Origin of the sequence: Euzebyella marina, assembly GCF_014855515.1 — a bacterium.
Taxonomy (GTDB): domain Bacteria; phylum Bacteroidota; class Bacteroidia; order Flavobacteriales; family Flavobacteriaceae; genus Euzebyella; species Euzebyella marina.
Genome location: NZ_JACYFK010000001.1, coordinates 1,544,982 through 1,569,639 on the forward strand (window position 1 = coordinate 1,544,982; position 24,658 = coordinate 1,569,639).

The window sequence follows — 24,658 nt, forward strand, 5'->3', positions numbered from 1 at the left end:
GATAGGGTTGATGGCATCTTCGCCATCACCTTTCCCGAATTTTTTGTCTTCTGACATTGGTTTGATATTTGGTGGTTAAACGAACTTAAATGTACCGAATTTACCGATTATAAAAAAGCCTTATCTATGGGTTCCCAAAGCTCAATTTTATTACCGTCCGGGTCAAGGATCCAACCGAACTTGCCGTAGTCATATTCTTCGATTTCACCTACAACGGTAACACCTTCCTCCCTTAGAACTTGAAGTAACTCTTTGAGGTTTTCGACCCTAAAGTTCATCATGAAAGACGACTTGCTCGGTTCATAATAATCGGTGTCTTCACTCATCGGGCTCCACTGCGTTGAGCAGTCGTTACCTTCCTTATCCTTCCACCAGAAAGTGCAGCCATATTGGTCGGTTTGAAGATCTAGATGATTTTTATACCATTCTTTAATTTTGTCGGGATCTTTTGATTTGAAAAAGAATCCGCCCAAGCCTGTAACTCTTTTTTTCATGACGAATGCTTATTGGGTGCTGTTATTTTCTTTTAATATTCTTCTCGTACAGTTCAATCCATTCGTCAACGGTCATTTTCGAACAAAGTTCTCCGATCAACTCATAGGGTATGTCGTTCATCGATTTGAATCGAATGCAGCTTTTGCCCATGTCCAATTTTCTTTTGCAATGCTTGGGATATTCTGTAACGAACCAATCATGAATCTTTGGGTCTGCATAAATACCCGAATGGTAAAGTGCTATGAAATTCTTTTGTGAAGCCAAATTGATGAACGGAAGTGGAAGCTTAGGGTCGCAATGGTAACCTGACGGATATTTTGAATGGGGCACTACGAAACCTAGCATTCCATAGCTGATTTGTTCTTCAAAGCCATCAGGAATATTATCTAGTATGGTCTTCCTGATTTTAGAAATGACCGGTCTTCTTTCTTCAGGAAGCTGGGCTATATAATCTTCTGGTGAGTCAGCTTTGTACTGCATGCTATATATGTTGGTCGATTAGTATGGGGTTTCCATCGGGATCATTGAGAATGATACTTCCGGGTCCGCTACCATTTTCATCCACCTCCGTCTCGATATCAACATGGCTTGCCTTTAATTGTTTTTGTAGTTCTCTGATATCGGCGAAATTCTCCAATGTTTGGGCATTTTCATCCCAACCCGGATTGAACGTCAGTATATTTTTATCGAACATGCCCTGAAAAAGTCCAATGGTGGCATTACCATTTTTCATAATCAGCCAGTTTTGATCGATGTTGCCCCCAAAAATGGAGAAACCCAAATTTTCATAAAAAGACTTAGAAGCCTGAATATCCTTGACATTAAGACTCACCGAGAAATTTCCTAACTGCATCGTAGTAGTATTTGTTGAGTGAAACCTTATTAAGATAATACTTCCTTCATAAAAGAACTATCGTCTAACCTTTCTAAAGTTAGCAAAATTTGTCTTTCACTTTGTTGACTACCGTCAATGCCAATTTTTCTAGACTTTCAACTGTCCATCCAGCTACGTGCGGTGATAGAATGACATTTTCAGCTTGTACTAAATACTCAAATGCATCGGGTAGTTTGTGTGTCGAAGGTGAATCGCTTTTGAACATGTTTTCGAAGGAAGATTTTTCATATTCAAGTACGTCGAGACCTGCACCTAAAACTTTGCCCGATTTTAGTGCATTTACCAAATCTTCAGTAACAACACATTTACCTCTAGCTGTGTTCAACAACCAAAAGGGGTTATGGAATTTTTCTATAAAAGTGGAGTTGATCATGCCAATGGTCATTTCCGTTTGCGGTACATGAAGGCTAATGACCTGGCTTCGTTGGTGAAGCTCTAAGATACCCACCTGTCTGGCATTTTCATCGCCTACGCCGCCTTCGATATCATAACAGATAACTTCTTTAACATCGAAGCCTTTTAATTTTTTAGCAAAGGCTTTGCCCATATTTCCGTACCCTATAATGCCGACGGTCTTGCCCTCTAGTTCTACACCGCGATTACCCTCTCGATCCCAAACTCCCGAGCGCACCTCACGGTCGGCCTTGTTCAATTTGTTGAAAAGGGAAAGTAGCATGCCCAAGGTATGCTCGCCGACAGCATTTCTATTTCCTTCCGGTGCGGCAGCCAAAAAAATATCATTGGCAATAGCGTATTTCGTATCGATGTTTTCAAGGCCTGCGCCCAAACGGCCTATGAATTTGAGATTAACGGCTTTTTCTAAAAAGTGTTGGTCAATCGTAAACCTACTGCGAATAATAAGCCCGTTGTATTCATGAATTTTAGCTTCGATGGCTTCCTTTGAAGAACTGTAGTCTTCATCGTTTTGAAAGCCCAATTCATTGAACTTATCAATAATTAATGGATGGTTTTTATCTACGTGTAATATTCTCATGTACTGAAATTTGATATAAAGTATATGGTTGGTTTAGGTATAAGATGTTTTGTTATGGATGTGCTTCATATTACCGGGTTATATGCCTAAAACGGTTTTTGCAATCCAAAAATAGATAAGAATGCCAAAGATGTCGTTGCTGGTAGTAATAAAGGGGCCAGTGGCAATGGCAGGGTCGATGCCCCGTTTGTGTAGAAAAAGCGGAATAAAAGTACCGATGAAACCAGCTACAAGAATAACTGCCACCAATGATATAGATATAGCCAATGCGGAAAGAAAGGCGCCTTTCCAAAGCCAAGTAAATATCAATAGAATAACGGCCAGAACTACACCGTTCAAAAGGGCCAAAAGCATTTCTTTCACCAAACGGTTGCCCACACTACCCTTAAGATCGTCGTTTGCCAGACCTTGTACGATAATTGCACTTGACTGTACCCCTACGTTACCTGCCATGGCCGCAATCAGCGGTGTAAAAAAGAACAAGATGGCATGCTTACTAATCATTTCTTCGAAACCGCCCATTATGGCCGCAGCACCTACGCCACCCACCAGACCTAAAAATAGCCAAGGCAAGCGCGCCCTGGTTAGCTGCCATATGCTGTCATCGGCTTCTACATCTTGAGAAATACCCGCAGCCATCTGGTAATCTTTATCGGCTTCCTCACGAATAACATCCACGATATCGTCAATGGTAATACGCCCGACGAGACGGCCGATTTCATCAACAACGGGAATAGCCTCCAAATCATATTTTGACATGATTTTGGCCACTTCTTCCGGTTTTTCGTTCACATTGACAGAATCTACTTTCGGAATGTAAACATCGGCTATATGGGTGCGAGTCGATGTCGTCAGCAAGTCTTTCAAAGAAAGCCTTCCCTTGAGTTTATCTTCTTCATCGACCACGTAGATGGAGTGAACACGTGTAACGTTTTCGGCTTGCGCCCTCATTTCTTTAACGCATTTGAGAACGTCCCAACTTTCACGTACTTTGACCAGCTCTTTCGCCATTAGCCCTCCGGCGGAGTTTTCATCATATCTTAAAAGGTCAACGATGTCTTTGGCGTGCTCTCGGTCTTCAATTTCCGAGATGACCTCTTGCACCATACTGGTGGGGAGTTCGCCAATAATATCGGCGGCATCATCAGTGTCAAGTTCGGCAAGCTCTTCGGCAATTTCTTTTGCTGAAAGATTTTTAAGAATGGCCTCCCTTATATCTTCATCAAGTTCGGTAAGTACATCCGATGTTTTATCGGTGTCAAGTAGCTTGATAAGGTAGGTGGCTTCATCTTCATTAAGCTCATTGATGATCTCTGCGATATCGGCATAGTGCACATCTTCCATTAAGCTAACCAATTCGGTATTGCTTTGGCTTTCGATGAGCTGCTCTATTTGGGCAACAAGTTCGTCTGTGAGCTTAAAAGGTGTCATTCTTTTCGAGGCGTATTAGAGTGACCGCGGCAAATCTAAAGAAAAAGCGGCAAAGGCTTGTACACTTTACGGCTTCTTAGTGCCCCTAATGAACAACTAGTGGTTTATTTTGGATCGTTGGCCACTAAATTTGTCAATTCGATAAAGTCTGAAACCCCCAATTGTTCCGGTCGCTTGTCGAAAATAGTGTGGTGGCGGGTCTCTTCGCTTAAATCGAAAGACTTTAGGCTGTTGCGAATAGTTTTTCGGCGTTGGTTAAAAGCTGTTTTTACTACCCTGAAAAAAAGTTTCTCGTCGCAACCGAGGGTGATGCTTTTTTTGCGAACCAAACGTAAAACACCCGATTGAACCTTTGGCGGTGGATCAAAAACTTGAGGAGGCACGGTAAAAAGGTACTCGGCATCATAAAAAGCTTGTACAAGTACCGAAAGAATACCATAGGTTTTGCTTCCCGGTTTCTCACAGATTCGCTGGGCCACCTCTTTTTGGAACATACCGGAGAATTCGATAACCTGTTCTTTTAAATCCAGCATTTTGAAGACAATCTGCGAAGAAATGTTGTAAGGAAAATTGCCAGTAATGGCAAATTGCTCGTCTCCGAACAAAGCTTTTAAATCGTAGTTTAAAAAATCTGCTTCTATAACCTCAAAAGTGCCATTGCCTTTAATCAACTTGGCATGCTCTAACGGAAAACTGTGATTGAGATAAATAATGGAATCGGAATCGAGATCCATTGCAATCAATCTAATATTCCGATTGAGCAAATATTTGGTCAAAACCCCGGTTCCTGGGCCTATTTCTATCACATTTACGTAATTCTCAAGCGATAGGGTGTCCGCTATTTTTTGGGCTATCTCTTCATCTTTTAAGAAATGTTGGCCTAAATGCTTCTTGGCCTTGATCGGACCTTTTTCATAAATGTCACCATTTGCACCTTCGAATTTACTCTTTCCTCTTCTTTTCTTCTTTGACATACAGCTAATTTAAGGCTGTTTGGCCACATAGACCCAAGCTTCTTTACCTGATTTTAGATTGACCAATATGCGTTTATATTCCGGACCCTCGTAAGTGTCTGCTTGCTTTAGGTCTTGTGTACTGACTTCTAACGCGACCCCCTCAATACATTTATCTTTGTTAAATGCTTTTTGTATCACCAAATATTGGCCATAAGCCCTTGTTGAAGATAATTCGTAGCCTGGAAGCTGGTCATTATCCATTTTCAAGGTTTTGCCAAAAACCTGTTTTTGAATACCAAGATCTTTAAGGGTGCCGTAGCTGAATAGGTATTCTATCAATGTTCGCTAATTATCTTAAGTTCGGTACTGAAGGATACAAATTTATTAGGGAACTTCTTCTGCTCATCATCATGGAGCCGTGGTTGGTCTTCATCGTAATACCGGTCTAGTGTTTCTTTGTCGACCGTAGTGTACTGAACCGAGTAGGTAACCCCGCCCATTTCTTCTTCGACCATTACCTTGGTCATTTTAGCGTTCAAGAATTTACCTGTCGCCAATATTTTGGGAATGTGGATTTCGTTCATCCATCTCAGCCATTCTTGATGAATAGCTTCTTCAATATTGGTCGTTACATTATATATGTACATAAAATTGTTCAGTTGTTTTTTGGTCAATTGATGGCATCGCCCCTTAAGGTTCTATAATATTTTCTGGCTTGCGGAGAAAAGTAACTGTCTTCATAGTCAAAAACAATTTTTTCGTAATGAATCATTGCCTTTTCGGGTTGGTTCAAAACTGTTCTGTAAAGTTCGCCAAGGGCGAAATGGGCATCATCGGCCAAAATATCGGAGGCATAGAACTCGGTAATTTTTAAATAATTGAATTCTGCGGCTGTGTAATCTTTCAATTCTTCCAGTAGTTGGCCTTGCTTGAGCAAAGCTTCGTCTTCAATTTTTTCTCCTTTGTGGTCTTCAAGTATACCGTTCAATTCTGATATGGCATCTTTTGTTTTCTTTTGGTAGGCCAGCAAATCTGCCCTGGCATATTTTTTAAGTGCCGTTTGCGTGCTGTCTTCAAGGGAATTATCAGATATCAATAAGCTTAATTGCATGGCATCATTGGCAATGAGCTGAGAGGTTGAACTTCGTAACACTTTCAACTGTGTTAAGGCCCAATCGAAGTCACCTTTATAAAAACTTGTTTGGGCAACCTTGAATCTGGCATTTTGCCCAAGAACGTCGTTTTTTAGGTTTTTTTGAATTTGTGAAAAGTAAATCAACGCCTCATTAAATCTTTTGTCGAAAACAAGAATATCACCCAGAGCCAGTTTAATGAAGGCTTTGCCTCTTTCGTTTAGGGGTAGCTCAAGGCAATTTTTTAGAATCTCGATTGCAGGTGTGGGCTTGTTCGTTCTAAAAGTCAAAAAATTGGCATATGCTACCTGTAACTGTAATGTTTGAGGCCTGTACCCGTGTTGTTCTACTAGTGTTTTGAACTCTTTTTCAATACTTTGAAGCTTTTTGTCGTCACCATCTAGCAATTGTATATCGATAAGATTGAGGGTGGCATTGAGGCGAACAATTTCATCACCTGTATTTTCGGAAATGAACTCATATATTTCTTTGGCAGTTTCCGTTTCATTTTCATCTAGGGTCAAATCCCCCAAATTCTCAAGCCTTTGAACAGAAGCACCATCCATACGTTTATAAATGGCCTTTTCTTGGCGAAACGCGCTGGCATATTGTTTTTGTTGTAGGAAAAGCCAGCTTAATAGTTCGTTCCAAAGCACATGTGGATTTTGTTGCGCATTTTGGACCAATAATTTTCTGAGAAGAAGATTGTTTTCATTTTCAGGGTCTGACGATATAAAATCGTCAATGTTTCTTAAAACGTTCGATTTCGAGGTTCTTCCTTCAATTATCAAGTTGAGATACGATTCGTACATTTTTTCAACATTGCCCTGTTCACCGTACACCCGGGCCATTTGATAATTATAATCGAGCTTTGGGTTGCGTTCCATTGACTTCGAATATGCCTCAAGGGCCCTATTCAACAAGGCGTATTTTTGAAACCTATAGCCTATGCCATACCCAAAATTTGGGTTTTCGTCAATTTTGGCGATAGCCTGAGAATAATAGTCTTCCGCTTTCTGGGGTAGCCCCTGCAGGGTATAGTTATAACCTAGTTCAATTAGTAAAGTGGGGTAGATATTACCTTCTTCAATCTTCTCTGTAATGAACTTTTCGGCGTCTTCGAAGCGTTCAAGTTGTTGATAGGTGGCAATTAAGCCTTCTGCGTAATCTGTTCTTCTAGGATTCTTTTTGACCAAATTCTCGTAGTAGACAACCGCTTTTTTAAAGTCACCATCATTGAAATACTGTTTGGCCAAAAAGTCTTCTTGCGCCCAAGCGCCACCAAATAACAGTAAACAAAAAATCAGGGTAAAGCGCTTCATACCCAAATATAACGGAGAAAAGGGGATAAATATGTTAAGCGAATACCAAAAAAATACTAGTCGATTACCTCAAAACCACAGTAGGGTACAAGCACATCAGGAATTTTTATTCCGTCAGGGGTTTGGTAGTTTTCCAATATGCCCGCAAGTACCCTTGGCAATGCCAATGCGCTACCATTAAGCGTATGCGCGAACTGGCTTTTACCATTTTCATCTTTAAAACGTAGCTTAAGCCTATTGGCCTGGTACGTTTCAAAATTGGAAACCGAGCTAATTTCAAGCCAGCGATCTTGGGCAGTTGAAAACACCTCGAAATCGTAGGTGAGGGCGGAAGTAAAACCCAAATCACCGCCACACAGTCTTAAAATTCTGTAGGGCAATTGAAGGTCTCTCAAAATATTTTTCACATGCTCGACCATGCCGTCAAGTGCTTCGTATGATTTTGAGGGGTGTTCTACCCTAACAATTTCTACCTTGTCAAATTGGTGCAGTCTATTGAGGCCTCGAACGTGGGCACCATAACTTCCTGCTTCCCTTCTAAAACATGGGGTATATGCTGTATAGCGTTTTGGAAAATCTGATTCGGCTAAAATTTCATCCCTGAACAAATTCGTAACCGGTACCTCCGCAGTAGGTATTAAATAAAGATTATCTTCGGTTACATGGTACATTTGACCCTCTTTATCAGGCAACTGGCCAGTGCCGTAACCTGAAGCCTCATTGACCAAGTGCGGCACTTGCATCTCGGTATAACCTGCATCCGTATTTTTATCCAAAAAGTATGAGATAAGGGCACGTTGCAAACGGGCACCTTTTCCCTTATACACAGGGAAACCTGCTCCTGTTATTTTTACCCCAAGCTCAAAATCAATGAGGTCATATTTTTTAGCCAGCTCCCAATGCGGTAGGGCGCCTTCGGCCAAAACCGGTATCGTACCCTCTTGAAACACTTCTTCATTATCTTCTTCTGAACTTCCGGCCGGTACTAAATCATGAGGGGTATTAGGTATTTGATATAGCAAGGTTTGCAACTCTTCCGTTGCATTAGCCAATTGCTCTGACAATACCTTTGAGTCTTCTTTTAAGGCACTTGTCTTCGCTTTAAGTTCGTTCGCTTCTTGAGCCTTACCGCTTTTATAAAGATGACCTATTTCTTTGGAAAGTTTGTTGCTTTCGGCCAGGGTATTATCTAATTGCGTTTGGGTGGCCCTTCTTTTTTCGTCAAGGTCTAGAACACCATTCACCAAAGGGGAGGCATCTAAATTTCTTTTGGTAAGTGCCTGAATAATTTCCTCTTTTTTATCTCGAATGGTTTGTATTTGAAGCATTGCTGTCTAGTTTTGGCTGCAAATTTAAGTTTTCTTCGCCGTAAAATGGATACTTTTAGGGGTATATTAAAATACGTTACAAATGATTTTTGAACATTTTGCCATCAATGTGAACAATATCACTGATAAAGTGAATTGGTATGTAAAGCATTTAGGGTTGAAAGTTGCCAGCGCCCAAACAGAGCCTCCGTTTATGACTTTTTTGGCGGATTCTGGAGGTCGTGTATTCATAGAGCTTTACTATAGGCCCGATGAGGCTATAACCGAGTTTGACGAGCAGCATTTCTTGACTTTTCACATGGCCATGGTTTCCGACAATGCAGAAGACGATAAAAACCGTTTGGTCGCGGAAGGAGCCACATTTGTCGAGGAGGTATTCAAACCCGACGGAAGTCATTTAGTGATGTTGAGAGATCCTTGGGGCATGCCATTGCAACTGTGTCAAAGAAAAGTCAAGTTTTAGTCTTCGGAATTCGGCCCGGGCAAAATCCACGGGTTGTGCCAGAAATAATTCCATTTGGCAGCGGCCAAGTCCACTTTTGGGTCAATAAATGCCCTGTAAGGCTTGCCGTTAATACTTACCCTTGAGTTTAGGGCATATACAGAAATGGTTTTGCCTTTTTCGGCGTACTCTTTTTTTAACCGTTGGGCGAACTGCCAAATAAAATCGGGGTAGGTGGCGATTCTGCGTAATTGTTTGTTGGTTAGGTATTCTTTTAAGTCAATCTTTTCTGCATTGCCTGTGTCTTTGTCTACGACCTGAAAGGTTACGGTGCCGCCTCTACTTCTCAGCATCATGCGCCAACTTAATCGGTGCCCTTCCTCCGTCCATAAAACATCGTCTTTAATTAAATGATGGCGAAGTGGCAGCAAAAGTTGAACAAGAAAATAAGTAGACCCTAAGACATAAATAAGTTTGGTATTTGTGGGTATTTGCAACTGTTTTAATACGTAAGGAACTTTATGCTTGAAGAATATCTTTCGAATGGTTTCAGGTTCAAAAAAGAAGACCGTAAAGGCTAAGGATAAATAAGGAAATATGCCTATTTGAAATACTACAGAATTAAATAGGTGGAAGAAAATAGAAGCAACAAAGGCGGCCTTTCTAGTGGGTTTCCAAAGAAGGGCCGGTATGATAAGTAGGTCAAAGATTATTCCGAAAACACCGACTATCTTATGAATCCAAGGTTCTTGAAGAATAGCGCCAATAATTGGGTATTCGGCTTTGTTCAACATCAAAACTTTGATAATTCCAAAATCTAACCAGTCGGCATACAATTTCGCAATCGAGGCATAGGTGTATACGATTAGAAGTTGAAGTGCCACTGCCCATTTAATATAGGAATGCATACTGTCAGCTTTGAGTTCGGGATTTCTACGAACATCTAGGGAGTAGCCCCTGTTGGCAGGGAAAAGGCACATCATCCCTGAAATCAATATCAATAGGTAATAATGGTTATTATACGATGTTTTTTGCATTAGGTAAACGCCTGTCCATAGAAGAGTAAAGGCAATGGTGCTGAAGCGATATCGATAGCCCAAAGCAATGAATATGCCGAGGGTGCCCATGATAAAAAAGTAAATATACATGCCATAGCCTGGCAAGGGCTGAAGCCAATCGAAACCTATAAAGTTAAAGGTGAACTGAGGCTCTACCAAGGTTCTTCTTACCCACCCGGTAATTATCGCCCCATAGCACTCAAGCATTACCAAAGTTCCAAAAAATACACGGAATATAATTAAGGGCGAATTATCGATTTTCGTAAATAGCAATCGCTTCATGTTCGGCAATGAAATGGAAGTCTCAAAGGTATTAAGTTATTGGTGAATTCCGGTTTTGAAATCAATCTTAACGATTGCAAAACTTCAACAAAACCCTTCCGTGCGATGAAAATCTTGATTTATTTTGAGAGAAATGAAATTGAAGTTTGGCGGTCTTTTTCAAGTTGATTTTTTAATTCTTCTACCGAATTAAACTTATGTTCGTCGCGTATTCTCTTTAGAATTTCGATTTGAATTTTTTGACCGTATAAATCTTTACTAAAATCAAAGAAATTGATTTCAGTGCTTTTTTCCTTTCCGGCGACAGTGGGGTTGTATCCAATGTTCATCATCCCAAATATCTGTTTGCCATTTATTTGGCTTTGAACGACATAGACCCCTTTTTTGGGTACTAATTTATAGTCTTCTGCTATGTGCAGGTTTGCTGTCGGGAAGCCAAGTTGCCTACCGAGGCCCTTACCTTTTTTAATGGTTCCTGTAAGCATGTAGTTATACCCTAGGTAAGAATTGGCGGTTTGTACGTCGCCTTCTTCAAGTGCCTTTCTGATCTTAGTTGAACTCACCGAAACCTCATCGATTTCTTGGGCCGGTATTTCTTCCACCTCAAAATCCAAAGTGCTTCCGAAAGCTTTTAAATCTGTAATGTTAGCGTTTCTATTTCGGCCAAATCGATGGTCGTAACCAATGATTATTTTTTTGGTCTTGAGGTCGTTTACTAAAATGTCACGCACGAATTCGGTAGCGGTCAATCTAGAAAATTCTCTTGTGAATGGGTGTATGATGAGTTGGTCAAGACCTAAATTTTCTAGAATTTTACATTTCTCATCTATGGTATTCAACAATTTAATGTCTGCATCTTTTTGCAATACCATTCTTGGGTGGGGAAAAAATGTAAGTACAGTTGATTTTAAATTAAGTGTGGCAGCATTTTTGATGAGCCTATCTAGAATTTTTCTATGGCCAATGTGCACACCGTCGAATGTGCCTATGGTAATGGCCGTGGGATGCTGTTCATCGTATTTGGATAGGCTTTGGACTGTTACCACGTACTAAAAATAATAAAAAGGCTTATATTTGAGATTGCGTTAATACCCCTGAATGGTTACAAAATTACGTCTTGTTTTTTCAATTACAATAGTATTTTTCTCCTTTTACGCTTCAGGGCAGAGCAAATATTGGGAAAAACTTTCTTCGCAAAACAATGCTGGCCGATCGGCACTGAAAGATTTTAAGGTACAGAACGGTCAAGTTTTTAATTTTCAAGAGAAACTCTTTAGAGAAGAACTACGCAATTCGACCACTTCGAAAGGTAGAAAACAGGTTGTATATTTTCCTAATAGTAAGGGGGAGATTGTCTCTTATGTGGTTGAAGAAACCTCTGTTTTTTCAAAGGCATTGTCGGAAAAGTATCCCGAAATAAAATCATATAGGGGTCACGCCTTGCAAAACCCAAGTCAGAAAATCAGGTTTAGTACATCGCACAAAGACGTACAGGCCATGATTGTCAATTCAAGTGAAGGGCATAACAGTTACATACAGAAGTCAAGTAACAATAAATATGTAATATATAAGCGCACATCGAAGAATGCCGAAGATTTTGATTTCATCTGTCGCACCCAAGATAAGATTCTTCAATCAGGGGCCAACTTAACGGCAAAACCTGTTGACGATCAGCTTTTAAGAAAATATAGAATCGCTATTTCTACAACGGCGGAATATACGCAGCATCACGGTGGTACAAAGGCCGATGCCTTGGCAGCCATCAATGCAACCTTAACTAGGGTCAATCAGGTTTTTGAGACCGACCTCGCTGTTACATTGGAATTAGTGCCGACTAATGATAGGGTGGTTTTTACCAATCCCTCTACCGACCCTTACAGTGGTAGCCTTTCGGCGTTGGGTAATCAAGCGCAAAGAACTTTTGATGATGAAATCGGTGTTTCTAACTACGACCTGGGGCACGTACTTCACAAAGGCGAAAATGGCGGTAATGCAGGATTTATAGGGGGAATATGTACTAACGGACAAAAAGGAAGCGCCTATTCATCAGGGCAGCAACCCGAAGGCGATGTTTTTGACCTCGATTTTGTCGCACATGAAATTGGCCATCAACTAGGTGCTAATCACACTTGGTCTTATGAGCTTGAAGGTACTTTGGTGCAGGTAGAGCCTGGAAGCGGTTCAACTATTATGGGATACGCCGGTATCACTGAAAATGATAATGTGGCGCCCAATGGTGACGATTATCTTCACTATGTAAGTATCGAACAAATTACAGAAACACTAAGAACCAAAAGCTGTGGTGAGGCTTTTTCTTTGGTCAATGAACCGCCTGTGGTGCAACCGGTAGAAGATTATATCATTCCTAAATCAACAGCGTTTGTTTTAACGGGTAATGCTACCGATTCCGACGCCGAAGATGTGCTGACCTATACATGGGAGCAAATAGATAACGGGGTGGTAACAAGTGCTACCTTTGGCCCGACCAACCCCAGTGGTGCCAATTTCAGGTCAAGACCGCCGAATCTTTCAGGTACAAGATATTTTCCTCAATTGTCTCGGGTTTTAAATGGTAACCTTATTCAAGAAAACCCTACTCAAGGAGCCGCGTGGGAGACGGTTTCCGATGTGGAACGGGAACTGAACTTTGCCTTGACCGTTCGCGATAATGCCGAGGGTGGGGGGCAGGTTGTTTCCGAGTTGGTGAATATTTTGGTAACCAATAATAGCGGACCTTTTGCGGTAACATCACAAACGACCTCTTCAAATTTAGTGGCCGGTGAAGTCGAAACGGTAGAATGGGATGTTTCCAACACCGATATAGCTCCAATAAGTACTGAATTTGTAGATATTCTTTTATCAAATGATGGGGGGCAGACATTCAGTACTGTTCTCGCGTCAGGGGTCGCCAATGACGGTTCGCATAACATTATTGTACCCGCCATCCCTACTTCCGAAGCAAGAATTATGGTGAGACCGGTCGATAATATTTACTATGCAGTGAATGCGGTCGATTTTTCAATTGAGGTATCGGAAATCGTAATGAATTTTGAGTCTTTAGAGTATGAAGTATGTCAGTTCAACGATTTAACGGTACCATTTGCTTACGAAACTTATTTGGGCTTTAGTGAAGAGGTAGTGTTTTCCGTGGAAGACCTCCCTGAAAATCTAACAGTGACAATTGAGCCCGATACCGTTATAACAGGTGGGGTCGATGTAGAACTCTTATTTGAAAATACTGAAAATGTTCTTGAAGGTAGTTATCCAATACGTGTTTTGGCTACATCGAACAGTGTGGTCAAAGAGGTGCCTTTGGTTATAAATATTTATGATAATAACTTCACGCCTATACAGGCGACCGCACCTGAAAACGGTACCGACCACGCTTCGGTAAAAACACAGTTGCAATGGGAAGGTGACGCCTCCTATACCTCATATGAGGTACAGATAGCCACCAATTCAAGTTTTTCCAATATCGTAGAAGTTGCAACGGTAACATCTAACTTTTTTACGCCTACCGATTTGCAAAATCAAACCACTTATTATTGGAGGGTTCGCCCATTAAATACATGTGGTGCAGGTAGTTTTAACGCTGCCAATAGTTTTACCACCGTACAAGTAAGTTGCGAAAGTAAAGAAGCGGTGAATTTACCTTTAGAGATATCTGCGGTGGGTACTCCGCAAATCAGGTCTTCCATTTCATTTTTTGAAGATTTGCCGGTATCCGATTTAAACGTAAACCTTAATATCGAACATAGCTTTACGGCCGATTTGGTGGTTCGTCTAATCTCTCCTCAGGGTACTACGGTTACGTTGCTTTCAAATTCATGTGGCGATTTGCAGAACATCGAAGCAACATTTGATGATGACGGAGATCCGATTATTTGCGGTCTTGACGGTGCCAACGCGATTAGCGGTACGGTACAGCCATTGGGAACGCTAAGTTCATTTAATGGGGAATCTGTCTATGGTGAGTGGATTTTGGAAGTGGCGGACAACGCTTCATCTGACGGCGGCGGTCTTATTGATTTTTCTTTGGATATCTGTGTTGAGGGTCAATTTAGGCCAGATGCCGATAATGATGGCGTTTTTGATGATGGTGACGATTTGTGTTTGGGCACTCCCGAGGGTGTCGAGGTAAATACTTCAGGGTGTCAAATATTTCGTTTTCCAACTGATAACTTCACTGTTTCTGTAGAAAGTGAATCATGTCGAAACAATGATGACGGAAAGATAACCATCGAGCCGAAATTGAAATTAGATTATACTATTTCGCTTTCTGGTAACGGGATCGATATCAGTGATGAATTTACAACTTCTTATTTGGCTGAGAACCTCAGTTCTGGCAGTTATCAAGTTTGTATAGTGGGCTCGGCTACCGATATGGTTTATGAAGAATATTGTTTTGAGGTATTTGTTTCTCAACCAGAAGCTCTGGGGGTTACTGCTGTTATTGTTGAAAACGGAAGCCAGCTATCGCTCAATATGTCGGGTTCACAACTTTATACCATTGAATTGAACGGTAATATTATCAAAACGGACAAGAGTACTATGCTCTTAGATTTGTCTAGCGGTAAAAACTTGCTAACGGTTTCTACTGACAATACATGTCAGGGTGTTTTTCAAGATACATTTGTTCTAAATGATCGAACGATGGTATTTCCCAATCCTTTTAAAGAATCGACAAAAGTTTGGTTAGGTTCCGTTGAGAGGGAGGTTTCTATCAGTATTTTTGCATCTAATGGGCAGCTTGTTTTACAAAAACAACATGTTGTTAATGGCAATAGGGAAGTTGATTTAAACTTTACAGGTCTCCCAAGGGGAATGTATGTCATAAGATTGGATGGCGAAGGCGTATCAGAATCTGTCAAGGTGATCAAGCAATGAGATTGATAATTGTATACATAGTATGTGCGTTGTTCTTTGTCGGATGCAAAAAAGATTCGCCAAAGGCACCAGAAGCGGCTACCCTTGTGGCACCTGCCAAAAATTCGGAATGCACCCCACTTCAGAGCGACAATGGTACTAGTAGTGTAGTGCGCTTCAATTGGCTGGCATCTGACCATACCGAAACCTACGAACTGCAAGTGACCAATCTTGAAACGGGTACGGTTCACAATAAAATTACCAGCAATACGGTAGAGACCCTTTCTTTAAGCAAGGGTGCTGCATTTTCTTGGGTGGTAATCTCAAGTAATTCAAAAACCAACAAGACCGCTAGTAGTGGTTCTTGGTTCTTTTATAACCCAGGTACTGAAACTTCATATGTGCCATTCCCAGCTGAAATACTTAATCCGGAACCGGGTGCAACTGTGTTTCGTGACATTAACAATGAGGTGACCTTGAATTGGTCGGGTGCCGATTTAGATGACGATGTCGTTCAATACGATGTTTATTTTTCCACAGAAAACCCGCCAGAGGAACTTTTGGCTAGTGTAAATGGTAATATAGAGGCCCGTAGCGTAAGCGTTGAACACGATACGGTTTATTATTGGAGGGTTGTTACAACAGATTCTGAAGGCAACACCTCAGATTCTGGCATTGTCGATTTTAGGTGCCATTAAAATTGTTCATGGTGTTTTTGACACCCGCAAACATGAACGACTTTATTACTTCAACTGATTTTTCCAATCTTTCCGAAAGTGATTTCTTTTCTTCTTCAGACCATTCGCCAAGAACATATTCTACTTGTCTGCCCTTACCAAAATCGGCACCCACCCCAAAACGGAACCTGTTGTAATTGGTATTTTGCAAAGTATTCTGAATGTCTTTAAGTCCGTTATGGCCTCCGGCGCTTCCTTTTGTTTTTAACCGAATGGTACCAAAAGACAGATTGATATCATCGGTAATGACCAAGACATTTTCTAAGCTAATATTCTCTTTGTCCATCCAATATTTGAGTGCCTTACCACTAAGGTTCATATAGGTAGAAGGTTTTAGGCAGAGTGCGCTTTTACCTTTGTATTTAAAGGTGCCTACATCGCCAAGTTTCTGGGTCTCGAAAGTAAACGATTCTTTTTCGGCCAATGCGTCAAGAACCTTAAAACCGATATTGTGCCGGGTTTCCGAATACTTTTCTCCTATGTTTCCTAGGCCTACGATTAAAAATTTTTTCATTAGGTCTGGTTCTTCTAAAATGGTCTTGTCTTTATTGAATAGTGATTTTAGAAAAGAAAGCATGTTTTTCAAATTTCCGTAAAAATACAAAAGCACCCCAAGGTTAAATGGAGTGCTTTATATTTTAAAAGTGAAAAAGTTTATTCTTGACTTTCTCCTCCTTCGCTTGCTGCTTCTGGTGCTGCAGCTTCAGCTCCTTCGGCATCTTCATCACCTTCTTCCTCTTCGTCATCGGTAACTACCGCCGAACGCTGAGTTTTAACTTGAACAACAACAGTTGTATCAGGGTGAAGAATGGTGAAATCATCGCTTAACAATGTTTCTACGGTAATGTTCTGCCCGATTCTCAATTTAGAGATATCAATATCGAAGAAATCAGGTAATTTGTCAGGTAAAGCTTTGATGGCAAGCTTTCTCTTTCTGAACAATAAACGCCCCCCGTTTCTAACCCCAGGAGAATTACCTTGAAGACGAACAGGTATGTTCATGGTTACTTCTTTGTCATCAAATAACTGATAAAAGTCGATATGCAAAATGTTGTCAGTCACTGGGTGAAACTGAATGTCTTGCATAATGGCGTTTACTTTGGTGCCACCCAAGTCAATCTGCACAGTGTGTGCGGCCGGGGTATACACTAAATCTCTGAACGCTAGTTCTTCTGCTGAAAAGTGTAAAGGTGTTTCCCCTCCGTAAACTACGCAAGGAACCTTTCCAGCATTACGTAGGGCCTTCGTTGCCTTTTTGCCCACGCTTTCTCTTTCTGATCCTTTAATTAAAATTGACTTCATTTTATGTATAAATAGTTAATAAAATACTTCTTTGGTCGCCCTTACATTAAAAACTTAGAGGCGATAGATGTGTTGTGGTGCACGCGGTGCATCACATCGGCAAATAGATCTGCACAGCTCAGTACCTTTACTTTGGAACTGTCTTTTTTGGTCGGAATTGAATCTGTGATGATCAGTTCCGATAACTGTGAATTTTCTATTCTCTCATATGCCTTGCCGGACAACAGACCATGTGTTGTTATGGCCCTCACACTTTTTGCTCCTCTTTCCATCATCAGGTCGGCGGCTTTGGTAAGCGTACCAGCAGTGTCTACCATGTCGTCTACCAGAACAACGTTTTTGCCTTGTACGTCACCAATCAACTCCATATGTGATATTACGTTGGCCTTGGCCCGTTGCTTGTAACAAATCACAACATCGCTTTCCAAAGCTTTCGAATAGGCATATGCCCTTTTCGAACCTCCCATATCGGGCGAAGCAATGGTTAAGTTGTCGAGATTTAGTTTTTTTAGATAAGGTAAAAACAAAGTAGAGGCGAACAAGTGGTCGACAGGCTTTTCAAAGAAACCTTGAATTTGATCGGCGTGCAGATCCATAGTAATGATACGGGTGGCGCCGGCCGCTTCTAGCATTTTAGCTACCAATTTGGCTGCTATAGGTACTCTTGGCTTGTCTTTTCGGTCTTGGCGTGCCCAACCGAAATAAGGCATCACGGCAGTAATGTGTCTTGCCGAAGCTCTTTTCGCTGCATCGAGCATCAACAACATTTCCATTAAGTTTTCCGAACTAGGGTTCGTAGAACCGATGATAAAAATTCGTGCCCCGCGCACCGACTCTTCAAAAGAAGGCTGAAACTCACCGTCGCTATACCTTGAAAACAGAACTTTACCTAAATCCGTACCGTAGGATTTGGCAATTTTTTCTGCTAGTTCAGTACTTTGCGTACAAGCAAAAATCTTAGGTTCGGGAACTTGATAGGGCATTGATAAAATGTTGTGAACTAGTTTATTGTCGTCCCTTTTTTCTAGGGAGGTGCAAATTTAGAAATTTATTTGTGTTGCTAAAGGATAAATCTTGTTATTTTTTTGGGATGGATATAAAAATATTTTATAGTTTTGCAGTCCGTTTTCGCCTTGGTGGCGTTTCCGATAGATATCGGAAGGTAGACGCGCTTCTTGGACACTTATAAGGTAATGGAGTGAAAAACAAAAAGCGGATGAAAATGCCTTGGTGGCGGAATTGGTAGACGCGCTGGATTCAAAATCCAGTTCTTTCGGGAGTGTGGGTTCGATTCCCACCCAAGGTACTGAAAAACCCTGTTAATTAATTGATTGACGGGGTTTTATGTTTTATAGCCTTGCAATTTAATTCTGTCAATTTAATAGTTCTCTTTCAATTCTGTGCGCCAATAAATTATAAGTAGGCTATACTTCAAACAGTTTTCTGCGATTTTACATAGCAGGGTCAATTAGGCGAGGGACCACATTATAGAAGGAATTCTAATAGCACGAATACGACTTATGTCCTTTTTTAAGTTTTAAAGAATCTCAAATTTGATATTTGCTCCGAATCTTATTAGGGTATGATAAAGTATTTACTTTTTCTCTAAAAGTATTTTCAAATTTTTGCCAAGTAGATTGTTCCATCCCCATTCAAATCTTTCCCTTTTAAAATGAGGGTCATCAGGGAAACTTTCAAGACCCGTATGTGTGATTCTAATTTTTGTTCCGCTATCAGTAGAAAATAGGTCGAATGTAACCTCAGATACCCCTTGGTAACCCTTATAAGCCCAAATGTGCGCTAATGTGTCAGGTTTGTTAATTTTGGTTACGACCCATTTTTTTCGATAGGTATCGCCAATATCCTCGAATTTGAACTCACAACCAACTTTTGGTATAAATTCCTTTAGTTGCGGAAAGTACCATATTTTCATTTTTTCTGAATTCGTCATTGCCTCCCAAACATCTTTTTTTGGGGCATTATAAAAGAATTCCATTATTAGAGGGTTGTCCATATCCTAAATTTGTTTTCTTCTGTGCAGTTATATTTCTAGTATAAATGAGAATCTTCTAAAAAAGATATCAATAGTTTTTTGTCAATCATAAAATTTTTAGTTCAAATGCCGCAGTGCTTTAGATCGATATTTGATAAGATGTACCGAGCGTTGGCAAAAATGCTTTTAGTTCTTCGGCAGCCATATTTCTAATATGACAGAGTATCCTGCCCGTCTATGGTCTTGTTAAAAAGTTCCCCCTTAGCTCTAATCCATAGGTTGATATATGACTATACTAATCTGTTTACGGTTTACTCTTTTAATTGGTAAATTCTTGATGCTAACCAATAACCGGTACTCCAATTTTTGTAACTAACCATTCATCTATTTATATGGAAGACTTTTCTATTCATTGACTATCGAGCGTTCTTTCTTATCCAACTTTTGAGTGAACATTAAAGTTGAAAAGCCTTAAATTTAAGTGCTTATCCAAATGCTTTCTGCCAAGTTTGGGTATTATATTACTAAAGATTGATAGCCAACTTCAAAAAGTGTACAATAAACACTATTTTTTTCTATATTTATTTCCCTAAAATTTAAAGCGTTTTGCAGAAACCATTTCAAATCAATCGTGCCTACAAAGAAGTGCAGCAAATTACCGTAGCGGTAGACTGCTTGATTTTTGGGTTCAATGATGGTAAACTAGAATTGTTGTTGGTCCATAGAGGGTTTGAACCCGAAAGAGATCGTTGGTCGCTGATTGGTGGCTTTGTGTTAAATGAAGAAGATTTAGATGAGGCGGCCCATCGTGTATTGAGCGATTTAACAGGGCTTGATGATGTGTATATGGAGCAAGTGCGCACATTTGGCAAGGCACACCGAGACCCCTATGAAAGAGTACTTTCGGTTACGTACAGTGCTCTAGTGCTCAAGAAAGATTACAATGATGAGCTTGTTAAAAGTTACCAGGCCGAATGGTTTCCCATAGATGGTTTGCCCGAGCTTATTTTTGACCACAAAGATATGGTCGACTCGGCGATGCAGCGGCTCCGTCGACGGATTAAAAGTGGCCCGGTTGGGTTTAACCTTTTACCGAAGAAATTTACGTTGCCACAGCTTCAAAAACTCTACGAAGCTATTTTGGGAGAAGAAATCGACAAAAGAAATTTTAGAAAAAAACTCAACTCAATGGATTTTCTCGTAAAACTCGACGAGAAAGACAAATCTGAATCTAAAAAAGGGGCCTACCTCTATGAGTTAGATGAAGAGAAATACAACCACATCAAAAACTTTAATATTTAAAACTCAACTCTATGTGCCAATCAAATGGTATTGTCAAGTGCCGTACGCTATCTAACTTAGCCGCTAACCGTTTCTATCATGTTTAGCCTTGGGCTAGATTTTGGATCTGATTCGGTCCGCGCCCTTCTTGTGAACACAGAAACGGGAGAAGAGGTAGCAACCTCGGTACATTACTATAAAAGATGGAAAGAAGGCAAGTACTGCAATGCCTCTACCAACCAATTTCGCCAACATCCTTTAGATTATATCGAGGGCATTGAGTCCACTGTTCGACAAATTGTAGCTGAGGTGGGGGAAGAAGTTTCCAAAAGTATTGTTGGAATAGGGATTGACACAACTGGATCTACTCCTGTGGCGGTGAACGAGCAAGGAATCCCCTTGGCTTTAACGGAAGGATTTGAGGAAAACCCGAATGCCATGTTTGTACTATGGAAAGACCATACAGCCATTCAAGAGGCTGCAGAAATTAATGAACTTTGCAAAAAATGGGAGATAGATTATTCTAAATATGAAGGTGGAATTTACTCTTCAGAATGGTTTTGGTCTAAAATTTTACATGTTTCCCGTATAGATGAGTCCGTATTGGATGCAGCCTATTCATGGGTAGAGCATTGCGATTGGGTGCCTTTCTTGTTAACGGGTGGTACTGACGTCAAAGGAATGAAACGCAGCAGATGTGCTGCGGGACACAAAGCTCTATGGCATGAAGAGTTTGGCGGACTCCCGTCCAATGAGTTTTTTGCGTCTTTGGACCCCATTTTAGATGGGTTGCGCGACCAAATGTTCACTAAGACCTATACTTCCGATGTATCGGCAGGTACTTTAAGTGCCAATTGGGCCGAACGTCTGGGTTTATCACCAAATGTTGAAGTAGCTGTTGGCGCGTTCGATGCCCACATGGGCGCGGTAGGGGCCCAAGCAGAACCTTTCTACTTGGCCAAGATCATGGGTACTTCTACCTGTGATATTTTGGTAGCTCCTATGGAAGGTGAAGAGAAATTGGTCAAGGGTATTTGCGGGCAGGTAGATGGTTCGGTCATTCCGGGAATGTTAGGGTTAGAGGCTGGCCAATCCGCTTTTGGCGATATCTATGCCTGGTTTGAAAAATTATTGGCTTGGCCCATTAAAGAATTGATCGGAGGTTCAAGCTTGATAGATGAAAAAACCAAGAGCAAGCTAGTTTCAGAGGCTGTGGAAAAAATTCTTCCAGAACTCAGTAAAGCCGCCGAAAAAGAACCCATTGGGGCTTCGGGCGAACTGGCACTGGATTGGATGAACGGCAGAAGAACCCCTGATGCCAACCAAAATTTAAAAGGCGTCATTGCGGGGATCAACTTGGGGAGCACCTCTCCTAAGATTTTTAGGGCATTGGTAGAAGCTTCCTGTTTTGGAGCCAAAAAAATTGTAGACCGATTTTTATCCGAAGGTATTCCTATCAAAGGGGTGGTCGCTTTAGGCGGTGTAGCAAAAAAGTCGCCCTTTATCATGCAGATGATGGCCAATGTACTTAACATGCCTATTAAAGTGGTTCAATCGGAGCAAGCATGTGCACTTGGGGCTGCCATTTTCGGTGCCGTAGCAGGAAAGGTTTATAAAACGGTTCCACAGGCTATGCAGAAAATGGGAAGCGATTTTGAAACGGTGTATCATCCAGAAGCTGCGAAAGTTACAGCCTACGAAGAAGTATATCAAAAGTACAATGCCTTGGCCGAAGTAATGGAGCCTCACATCATGAAACAAGCTGTAAAATGAGCGCATATAAAACTTTAAAAGAGGAAACTTACGAAGCCAATATGAGATTGCCAGAGCTTGGTTTGGTGTTGTTCACTTTTGGCAATGCCAGCGCGGTGGATAGAAATAAGGGCGTTTTTGCCATCAAACCGAGCGGAGTGCCATATGCCGACTTAAAAGTTGAAGATATTGTAATCTGCGATTTTGATGCCAATGTAGTGGAAGGTAGTATGAGACCATCATCCGACACCAAGACACATGCGGTACTTTATAAAGAATGGAACGAGATTGGCGGTGTGGTGCATACGCACTCCACTTACGCAACGGCTTGGGCCCAAGCACTTAAAGATATTCCCATTTTTGGTACCACTCATGCTGATCATTTGACATCAGACATACCTTGTGCGCCTCCTATGAAAGACGATTATATTCAAGGAGATTATGAGCATATGACAGGGTATCAAATAATAGATTGCCTAAAAGAACGCGGTTTTGACCATAATGAGGTTGAAATGATCTTGGTAGGTAATCATGCCCCATTTACTTGGGGAAAGACCGCTCACAAGGCAGTTTACAACAGTGCGGTTTGTGAAGAGGTGGCCAAAATGGCCCACCTAACTTTGCAGATCAACCCAAATGCAAAACAACTTAAAGAGGCTCTTAAAAAGAAGCATTTTGAACGTAAACATGGGGGCAACTCCTATTACGGTCAAGAATAAGAACCTTTTCTCAATCAACTAAAACAATATTATGAAAGGATTGGATACGCTTGACTGGGTGGTAATCGCCCTCTATTTTCTGGTACTTTTAGGAGTGGCATGGTGGGTCATCATGCAAAAACAAAAAAATACGGAGGATTACTTTCTCGCCGGCAGAAACATTGGCTGGTTCGTGGTGGGTGCTTCCATATTTGCTTCCAACATTGGCTCTGAGCATGTAGTAGGTCTCGCCGGAAACGGGGCAGGAGACAAAATGCCGTTACTTATTTATGAACTGCATGCTTGGCTCGTTCTTATGCTGGGTTGGGTCTTTTTACCGTTTTACGCGCGTAGTGGGGTGTTTACAATGCCAGAATTTTTGGAAAGAAGGTTTGATGCCCGCTCTCGGTGGGTATTGTCCATCGTTTCATTGATTGCCTATATATTGACAAAGGTGTCGGTAACCATCTATGCCGGTGGGGTGGTCGTTTCGGCGCTGTTAGGAATCCCTTTTTGGATTGGGGCCGTAGCAACGGTGGTTCTCACGGGACTTTACACGGTTTTGGGCGGAATGCGTGCCGTAGTATATACGGAAACTATTCAGGCCATTGTTTTGGTCATTGGAGCCGGGATTCTTACCTATTTAGGATTGGATGCCGTAGGCGGATGGGGCGAACTCAAAGAAACCGTAGGTGCCGATTATTTCAATATGTGGCGACCTAATTCTGACCCAGATTATCCGTGGATGCCATTGTTCATTACCAGTACCGTAGTGGGTATTTGGTATTGGTGTACCGATCAGGTTATTGTGCAGCGCGTGCTCACCGCTAAAAACATCAAGGAAGGTAGAAGGGGAAGTATCTTTGGAGCGTTACTTAAATTAATGCCGGTATTTCTATTCTTAATTCCCGGTGTTGTTGCTTTGGGATTAAAAATGCAAGGAAAATTGGATTGGGACAGTCCGGATGAGGCCTTTCCGGTGTTGATGAGTAACTTGATGCCTTCCGGATTGCGAGGTTTGGTCGCTGCGGGACTTTTAGCGGCCTTGATGAGCTCTTTGGCTTCGGTCTTTAATTCGTGTTCCACTCTTTTTACCTTGGATATCTATAAAAAGCTAAAACCTGAAAAGCCCGAAGAAGAATTGGTGAAAACAGGCCGAATCGCCACATTCTTTGTGGTTGGTTTGGGTCTTCTTTGGATTCCTATCATCACCACGCTATCCGACGGATTATACGAATACCTGCAAAATGTGCAAGCCTACATTTCGCCCCCGATTGCGGCGGTGTTCCTTTTAGGAATTTTCTATAAGCGAATCAATGCCAATGGCGCCATCGCTACCTTGGTAGGTGGTTTTCTCATTGGTTTCACCAAATTGACCCTGGAAATTTTAAAGTCAAGTTTTGCCGAAGGCAGTTTTATGTTTCAACTGGCCGATATTAATTGGTTGGTGTTTGGGGCTTACTTTTTCGCCATGTGTATTGCCATAGCGGTTGTAGTAAGTATGTTCTACCCTGCCCCGTCTCAAACCCAACTGGCCGGCTTGACATTTGGTAACGTATCCGCAGAACAAAAAGAAGAAGGTAAAGGCAGTTACAATATCTGGGATATAATAACCTCCGTTGCCGTACTCCTTATTGTAGTGTATATAATGATTTCTTTCAGTACCCTAAGTTTATAAAGAAGAAAAAGTAGA

23 protein-coding genes and 1 tRNA gene are annotated in these 24,658 nt (G+C 41.2%); 8 read left to right on the forward strand and 16 right to left on the reverse strand.

Features of this window, described 5'->3' with window-relative positions:
* Window positions 1-107: 107 nt before the first annotated feature.
* The 10 genes from IL356_RS06305 to serS all read right to left on the reverse strand — a co-directional run bounded on the left by IL356_RS06305 (window position 108) and on the right by serS (window position 8,554).
* Window positions 108-494, reverse strand: coding sequence for a VOC family protein (locus tag IL356_RS06305; RefSeq protein ID WP_121850280.1), 387 nt, complete (start codon window positions 492-494; stop codon window positions 108-110).
* Window positions 495-516: 22 nt separating this feature from the next.
* The gene (locus tag IL356_RS06310; protein ID WP_121850279.1) at window positions 517-975 is read right to left on the reverse strand and encodes a DUF1801 domain-containing protein; all 459 of its coding nucleotides are present in this window, start codon (window positions 973-975) and stop codon (window positions 517-519) included.
* Window position 976: 1 nt separating this feature from the next.
* Window positions 977-1,348: a VOC family protein gene (locus IL356_RS06315; RefSeq protein ID WP_121850278.1), complete on the reverse strand. Its 372-nt coding sequence runs from the start codon at window positions 1,346-1,348 to the stop codon at window positions 977-979.
* Between the two features lie 79 nt (window positions 1,349-1,427).
* Window positions 1,428-2,384 carry a 2-hydroxyacid dehydrogenase gene (locus IL356_RS06320; RefSeq protein WP_121850277.1) on the reverse strand — a complete coding sequence of 319 codons (957 nt, stop codon included), beginning with the start codon at window positions 2,382-2,384 and terminating at the stop codon, window positions 1,428-1,430.
* A 78-nt stretch (window positions 2,385-2,462) separates the two neighbouring features.
* Window positions 2,463-3,815, reverse strand: a complete 1,353-nt coding sequence (gene mgtE / locus IL356_RS06325; protein ID WP_121850276.1) for a magnesium transporter — start codon at window positions 3,813-3,815, stop codon at window positions 2,463-2,465.
* A 104-nt stretch (window positions 3,816-3,919) separates the two neighbouring features.
* On the reverse strand, window positions 3,920-4,789 hold the full coding sequence (gene rsmA, locus IL356_RS06330) for a 16S rRNA (adenine(1518)-N(6)/adenine(1519)-N(6))-dimethyltransferase RsmA (protein ID WP_121850275.1): 870 nt from the start codon (window positions 4,787-4,789) through the stop codon (window positions 3,920-3,922).
* Window positions 4,790-4,798: 9 nt separating this feature from the next.
* The gene (locus IL356_RS06335) at window positions 4,799-5,110 is read right to left on the reverse strand and encodes a gamma-glutamylcyclotransferase family protein (RefSeq protein WP_121850274.1); all 312 of its coding nucleotides are present in this window, start codon (window positions 5,108-5,110) and stop codon (window positions 4,799-4,801) included.
* A complete protein-coding gene (locus IL356_RS06340; RefSeq protein ID WP_121850802.1) occupies window positions 5,107-5,418 on the reverse strand; it encodes a DUF4286 family protein in 312 nt (103 codons plus the stop codon). Before IL356_RS06340 ends, IL356_RS06335 begins: the two co-directional genes overlap by 4 nt.
* Window positions 5,419-5,441: 23 nt before the next feature.
* Window positions 5,442-7,226, reverse strand: coding sequence for a tetratricopeptide repeat protein (locus IL356_RS06345; RefSeq protein ID WP_121850273.1), 1,785 nt, complete (start codon window positions 7,224-7,226; stop codon window positions 5,442-5,444).
* 56 nt (window positions 7,227-7,282) lie between these two features.
* Entirely contained in the window at window positions 7,283-8,554 is a 1,272-nt protein-coding gene (gene serS / locus IL356_RS06350; protein WP_121850272.1) for a serine--tRNA ligase, read from the reverse strand.
* Window positions 8,555-8,636: 82 nt separating this feature from the next.
* On the opposite strand from serS, the gene IL356_RS06355 reads away from it, so the two are divergent.
* Window positions 8,637-9,017, forward strand: coding sequence for a VOC family protein (locus tag IL356_RS06355; RefSeq protein WP_121850271.1), 381 nt, complete (start codon window positions 8,637-8,639; stop codon window positions 9,015-9,017).
* On the opposite strand, the gene IL356_RS06360 is transcribed toward IL356_RS06355, so the two are convergent.
* Window positions 9,014-10,336 carry an HTTM domain-containing protein gene (locus IL356_RS06360; protein ID WP_121850270.1) on the reverse strand — a complete coding sequence of 441 codons (1,323 nt, stop codon included), beginning with the start codon at window positions 10,334-10,336 and terminating at the stop codon, window positions 9,014-9,016. The genes IL356_RS06355 and IL356_RS06360 overlap by 4 nt on opposite strands.
* A gap of 119 nt (window positions 10,337-10,455) precedes the next feature.
* Window positions 10,456-11,382 carry a bifunctional riboflavin kinase/FAD synthetase gene (locus IL356_RS06365; RefSeq protein WP_121850269.1) on the reverse strand — a complete coding sequence of 309 codons (927 nt, stop codon included), beginning with the start codon at window positions 11,380-11,382 and terminating at the stop codon, window positions 10,456-10,458.
* A gap of 52 nt (window positions 11,383-11,434) precedes the next feature.
* Here IL356_RS06365 and IL356_RS06370 point away from each other — a divergent pair, with 52 nt between their 5' ends.
* On the forward strand, window positions 11,435-15,223 hold the full coding sequence (locus IL356_RS06370; protein ID WP_121850268.1) for a reprolysin-like metallopeptidase: 3,789 nt from the start codon (window positions 11,435-11,437) through the stop codon (window positions 15,221-15,223).
* The gene (locus tag IL356_RS06375; protein WP_162987949.1) at window positions 15,220-15,900 is read left to right on the forward strand and encodes a hypothetical protein; all 681 of its coding nucleotides are present in this window, start codon (window positions 15,220-15,222) and stop codon (window positions 15,898-15,900) included. The genes IL356_RS06370 and IL356_RS06375 overlap by 4 nt, the downstream gene beginning before the upstream one ends.
* Here IL356_RS06375 and pth read toward each other — a convergent pair.
* From pth to IL356_RS06390, 3 genes are all read right to left on the reverse strand, one after another.
* On the reverse strand, window positions 15,887-16,516 hold the full coding sequence (pth, locus tag IL356_RS06380) for an aminoacyl-tRNA hydrolase (RefSeq protein ID WP_121850266.1): 630 nt from the start codon (window positions 16,514-16,516) through the stop codon (window positions 15,887-15,889). The genes IL356_RS06375 and pth overlap by 14 nt on opposite strands.
* Window positions 16,517-16,593: 77 nt before the next feature.
* A complete protein-coding gene (locus IL356_RS06385; RefSeq protein WP_121850265.1) occupies window positions 16,594-17,241 on the reverse strand; it encodes a 50S ribosomal protein L25/general stress protein Ctc in 648 nt (215 codons plus the stop codon).
* A 41-nt stretch (window positions 17,242-17,282) separates the two neighbouring features.
* Complete coding sequence (locus tag IL356_RS06390; protein WP_121850264.1) at window positions 17,283-18,224, reverse strand: ribose-phosphate pyrophosphokinase; 942 nt, start codon at window positions 18,222-18,224, stop codon at window positions 17,283-17,285.
* A 241-nt stretch (window positions 18,225-18,465) separates the two neighbouring features.
* On the opposite strand from IL356_RS06390, the gene IL356_RS06395 reads away from it, so the two are divergent.
* A tRNA-Leu gene (locus IL356_RS06395) sits at window positions 18,466-18,547 on the forward strand.
* Window positions 18,548-18,835: 288 nt separating this feature from the next.
* On the opposite strand, the gene IL356_RS06400 is transcribed toward IL356_RS06395, so the two are convergent.
* Complete coding sequence (locus IL356_RS06400; protein ID WP_192466533.1) at window positions 18,836-19,237, reverse strand: SRPBCC family protein; 402 nt, start codon at window positions 19,235-19,237, stop codon at window positions 18,836-18,838.
* Window positions 19,238-19,840: 603 nt separating this feature from the next.
* Here IL356_RS06400 and IL356_RS06405 point away from each other — a divergent pair.
* The 4 genes from IL356_RS06405 to IL356_RS06420 all read left to right on the forward strand — a co-directional run bounded on the left by IL356_RS06405 (window position 19,841) and on the right by IL356_RS06420 (window position 24,643).
* Complete coding sequence (locus tag IL356_RS06405) at window positions 19,841-20,536, forward strand: NUDIX hydrolase (RefSeq protein ID WP_225621401.1); 696 nt, start codon at window positions 19,841-19,843, stop codon at window positions 20,534-20,536.
* Between the two features lie 78 nt (window positions 20,537-20,614).
* Entirely contained in the window at window positions 20,615-22,288 is a 1,674-nt protein-coding gene (locus tag IL356_RS06410; RefSeq protein ID WP_121850262.1) for a ribulokinase, read from the forward strand.
* Entirely contained in the window at window positions 22,285-22,986 is a 702-nt protein-coding gene (locus IL356_RS06415) for an L-ribulose-5-phosphate 4-epimerase (RefSeq protein WP_121850261.1), read from the forward strand. Before IL356_RS06410 ends, IL356_RS06415 begins: the two co-directional genes overlap by 4 nt.
* Window positions 22,987-23,017: 31 nt before the next feature.
* A complete protein-coding gene (locus tag IL356_RS06420; protein WP_121850260.1) occupies window positions 23,018-24,643 on the forward strand; it encodes a sodium:solute symporter in 1,626 nt (541 codons plus the stop codon).
* Window positions 24,644-24,658: the final 15 nt, after the last annotated feature.

What these genes read in the sequence shown, in the direction of transcription:
- IL356_RS06345 (WP_121850273.1), bottom strand. Translation starts at nt 7,226, where the DNA reads ATGAAGCGCTTTACCCTGATTTTTTGTTTACTGTTATTTGGTGGCGCT.
- IL356_RS06320 (WP_121850277.1), bottom strand. Translation starts at nt 2,384, where the DNA reads ATGAGAATATTACACGTAGATAAAAACCATCCATTAATTATTGATAAG.
- IL356_RS06315 (WP_121850278.1), bottom strand. Translation starts at nt 1,348, where the DNA reads ATGCAGTTAGGAAATTTCTCGGTGAGTCTTAATGTCAAGGATATTCAG.
- pth (WP_121850266.1), bottom strand. Translation starts at nt 16,516, where the DNA reads ATGCTTTCTTTTCTAAAATCACTATTCAATAAAGACAAGACCATTTTA.
- IL356_RS06360 (WP_121850270.1), bottom strand. Translation starts at nt 10,336, where the DNA reads ATGAAGCGATTGCTATTTACGAAAATCGATAATTCGCCCTTAATTATA.
- IL356_RS06340 (WP_121850802.1), bottom strand. Translation starts at nt 5,418, where the DNA reads ATGTACATATATAATGTAACGACCAATATTGAAGAAGCTATTCATCAA.
- IL356_RS06390 (WP_121850264.1), bottom strand. Translation starts at nt 18,224, where the DNA reads ATGCCCTATCAAGTTCCCGAACCTAAGATTTTTGCTTGTACGCAAAGT.
- IL356_RS06375 (WP_162987949.1), top strand. Translation starts at nt 15,220, where the DNA reads ATGAGATTGATAATTGTATACATAGTATGTGCGTTGTTCTTTGTCGGA.
- mgtE (WP_121850276.1), bottom strand. Translation starts at nt 3,815, where the DNA reads ATGACACCTTTTAAGCTCACAGACGAACTTGTTGCCCAAATAGAGCAG.
- rsmA (WP_121850275.1), bottom strand. Translation starts at nt 4,789, where the DNA reads ATGTCAAAGAAGAAAAGAAGAGGAAAGAGTAAATTCGAAGGTGCAAAT.
- IL356_RS06415 (WP_121850261.1), top strand. Translation starts at nt 22,285, where the DNA reads ATGAGCGCATATAAAACTTTAAAAGAGGAAACTTACGAAGCCAATATG.
- IL356_RS06420 (WP_121850260.1), top strand. Translation starts at nt 23,018, where the DNA reads ATGAAAGGATTGGATACGCTTGACTGGGTGGTAATCGCCCTCTATTTT.
- IL356_RS06310 (WP_121850279.1), bottom strand. Translation starts at nt 975, where the DNA reads ATGCAGTACAAAGCTGACTCACCAGAAGATTATATAGCCCAGCTTCCT.
- IL356_RS06410 (WP_121850262.1), top strand. Translation starts at nt 20,615, where the DNA reads ATGTTTAGCCTTGGGCTAGATTTTGGATCTGATTCGGTCCGCGCCCTT.
- IL356_RS06305 (WP_121850280.1), bottom strand. Translation starts at nt 494, where the DNA reads ATGAAAAAAAGAGTTACAGGCTTGGGCGGATTCTTTTTCAAATCAAAA.
- IL356_RS06370 (WP_121850268.1), top strand. Translation starts at nt 11,435, where the DNA reads ATGGTTACAAAATTACGTCTTGTTTTTTCAATTACAATAGTATTTTTC.
- IL356_RS06355 (WP_121850271.1), top strand. Translation starts at nt 8,637, where the DNA reads ATGATTTTTGAACATTTTGCCATCAATGTGAACAATATCACTGATAAA.
- serS (WP_121850272.1), bottom strand. Translation starts at nt 8,554, where the DNA reads ATGCTTCAAATACAAACCATTCGAGATAAAAAAGAGGAAATTATTCAG.
- IL356_RS06400 (WP_192466533.1), bottom strand. Translation starts at nt 19,237, where the DNA reads ATGGAATTCTTTTATAATGCCCCAAAAAAAGATGTTTGGGAGGCAATG.
- IL356_RS06385 (WP_121850265.1), bottom strand. Translation starts at nt 17,241, where the DNA reads ATGAAGTCAATTTTAATTAAAGGATCAGAAAGAGAAAGCGTGGGCAAA.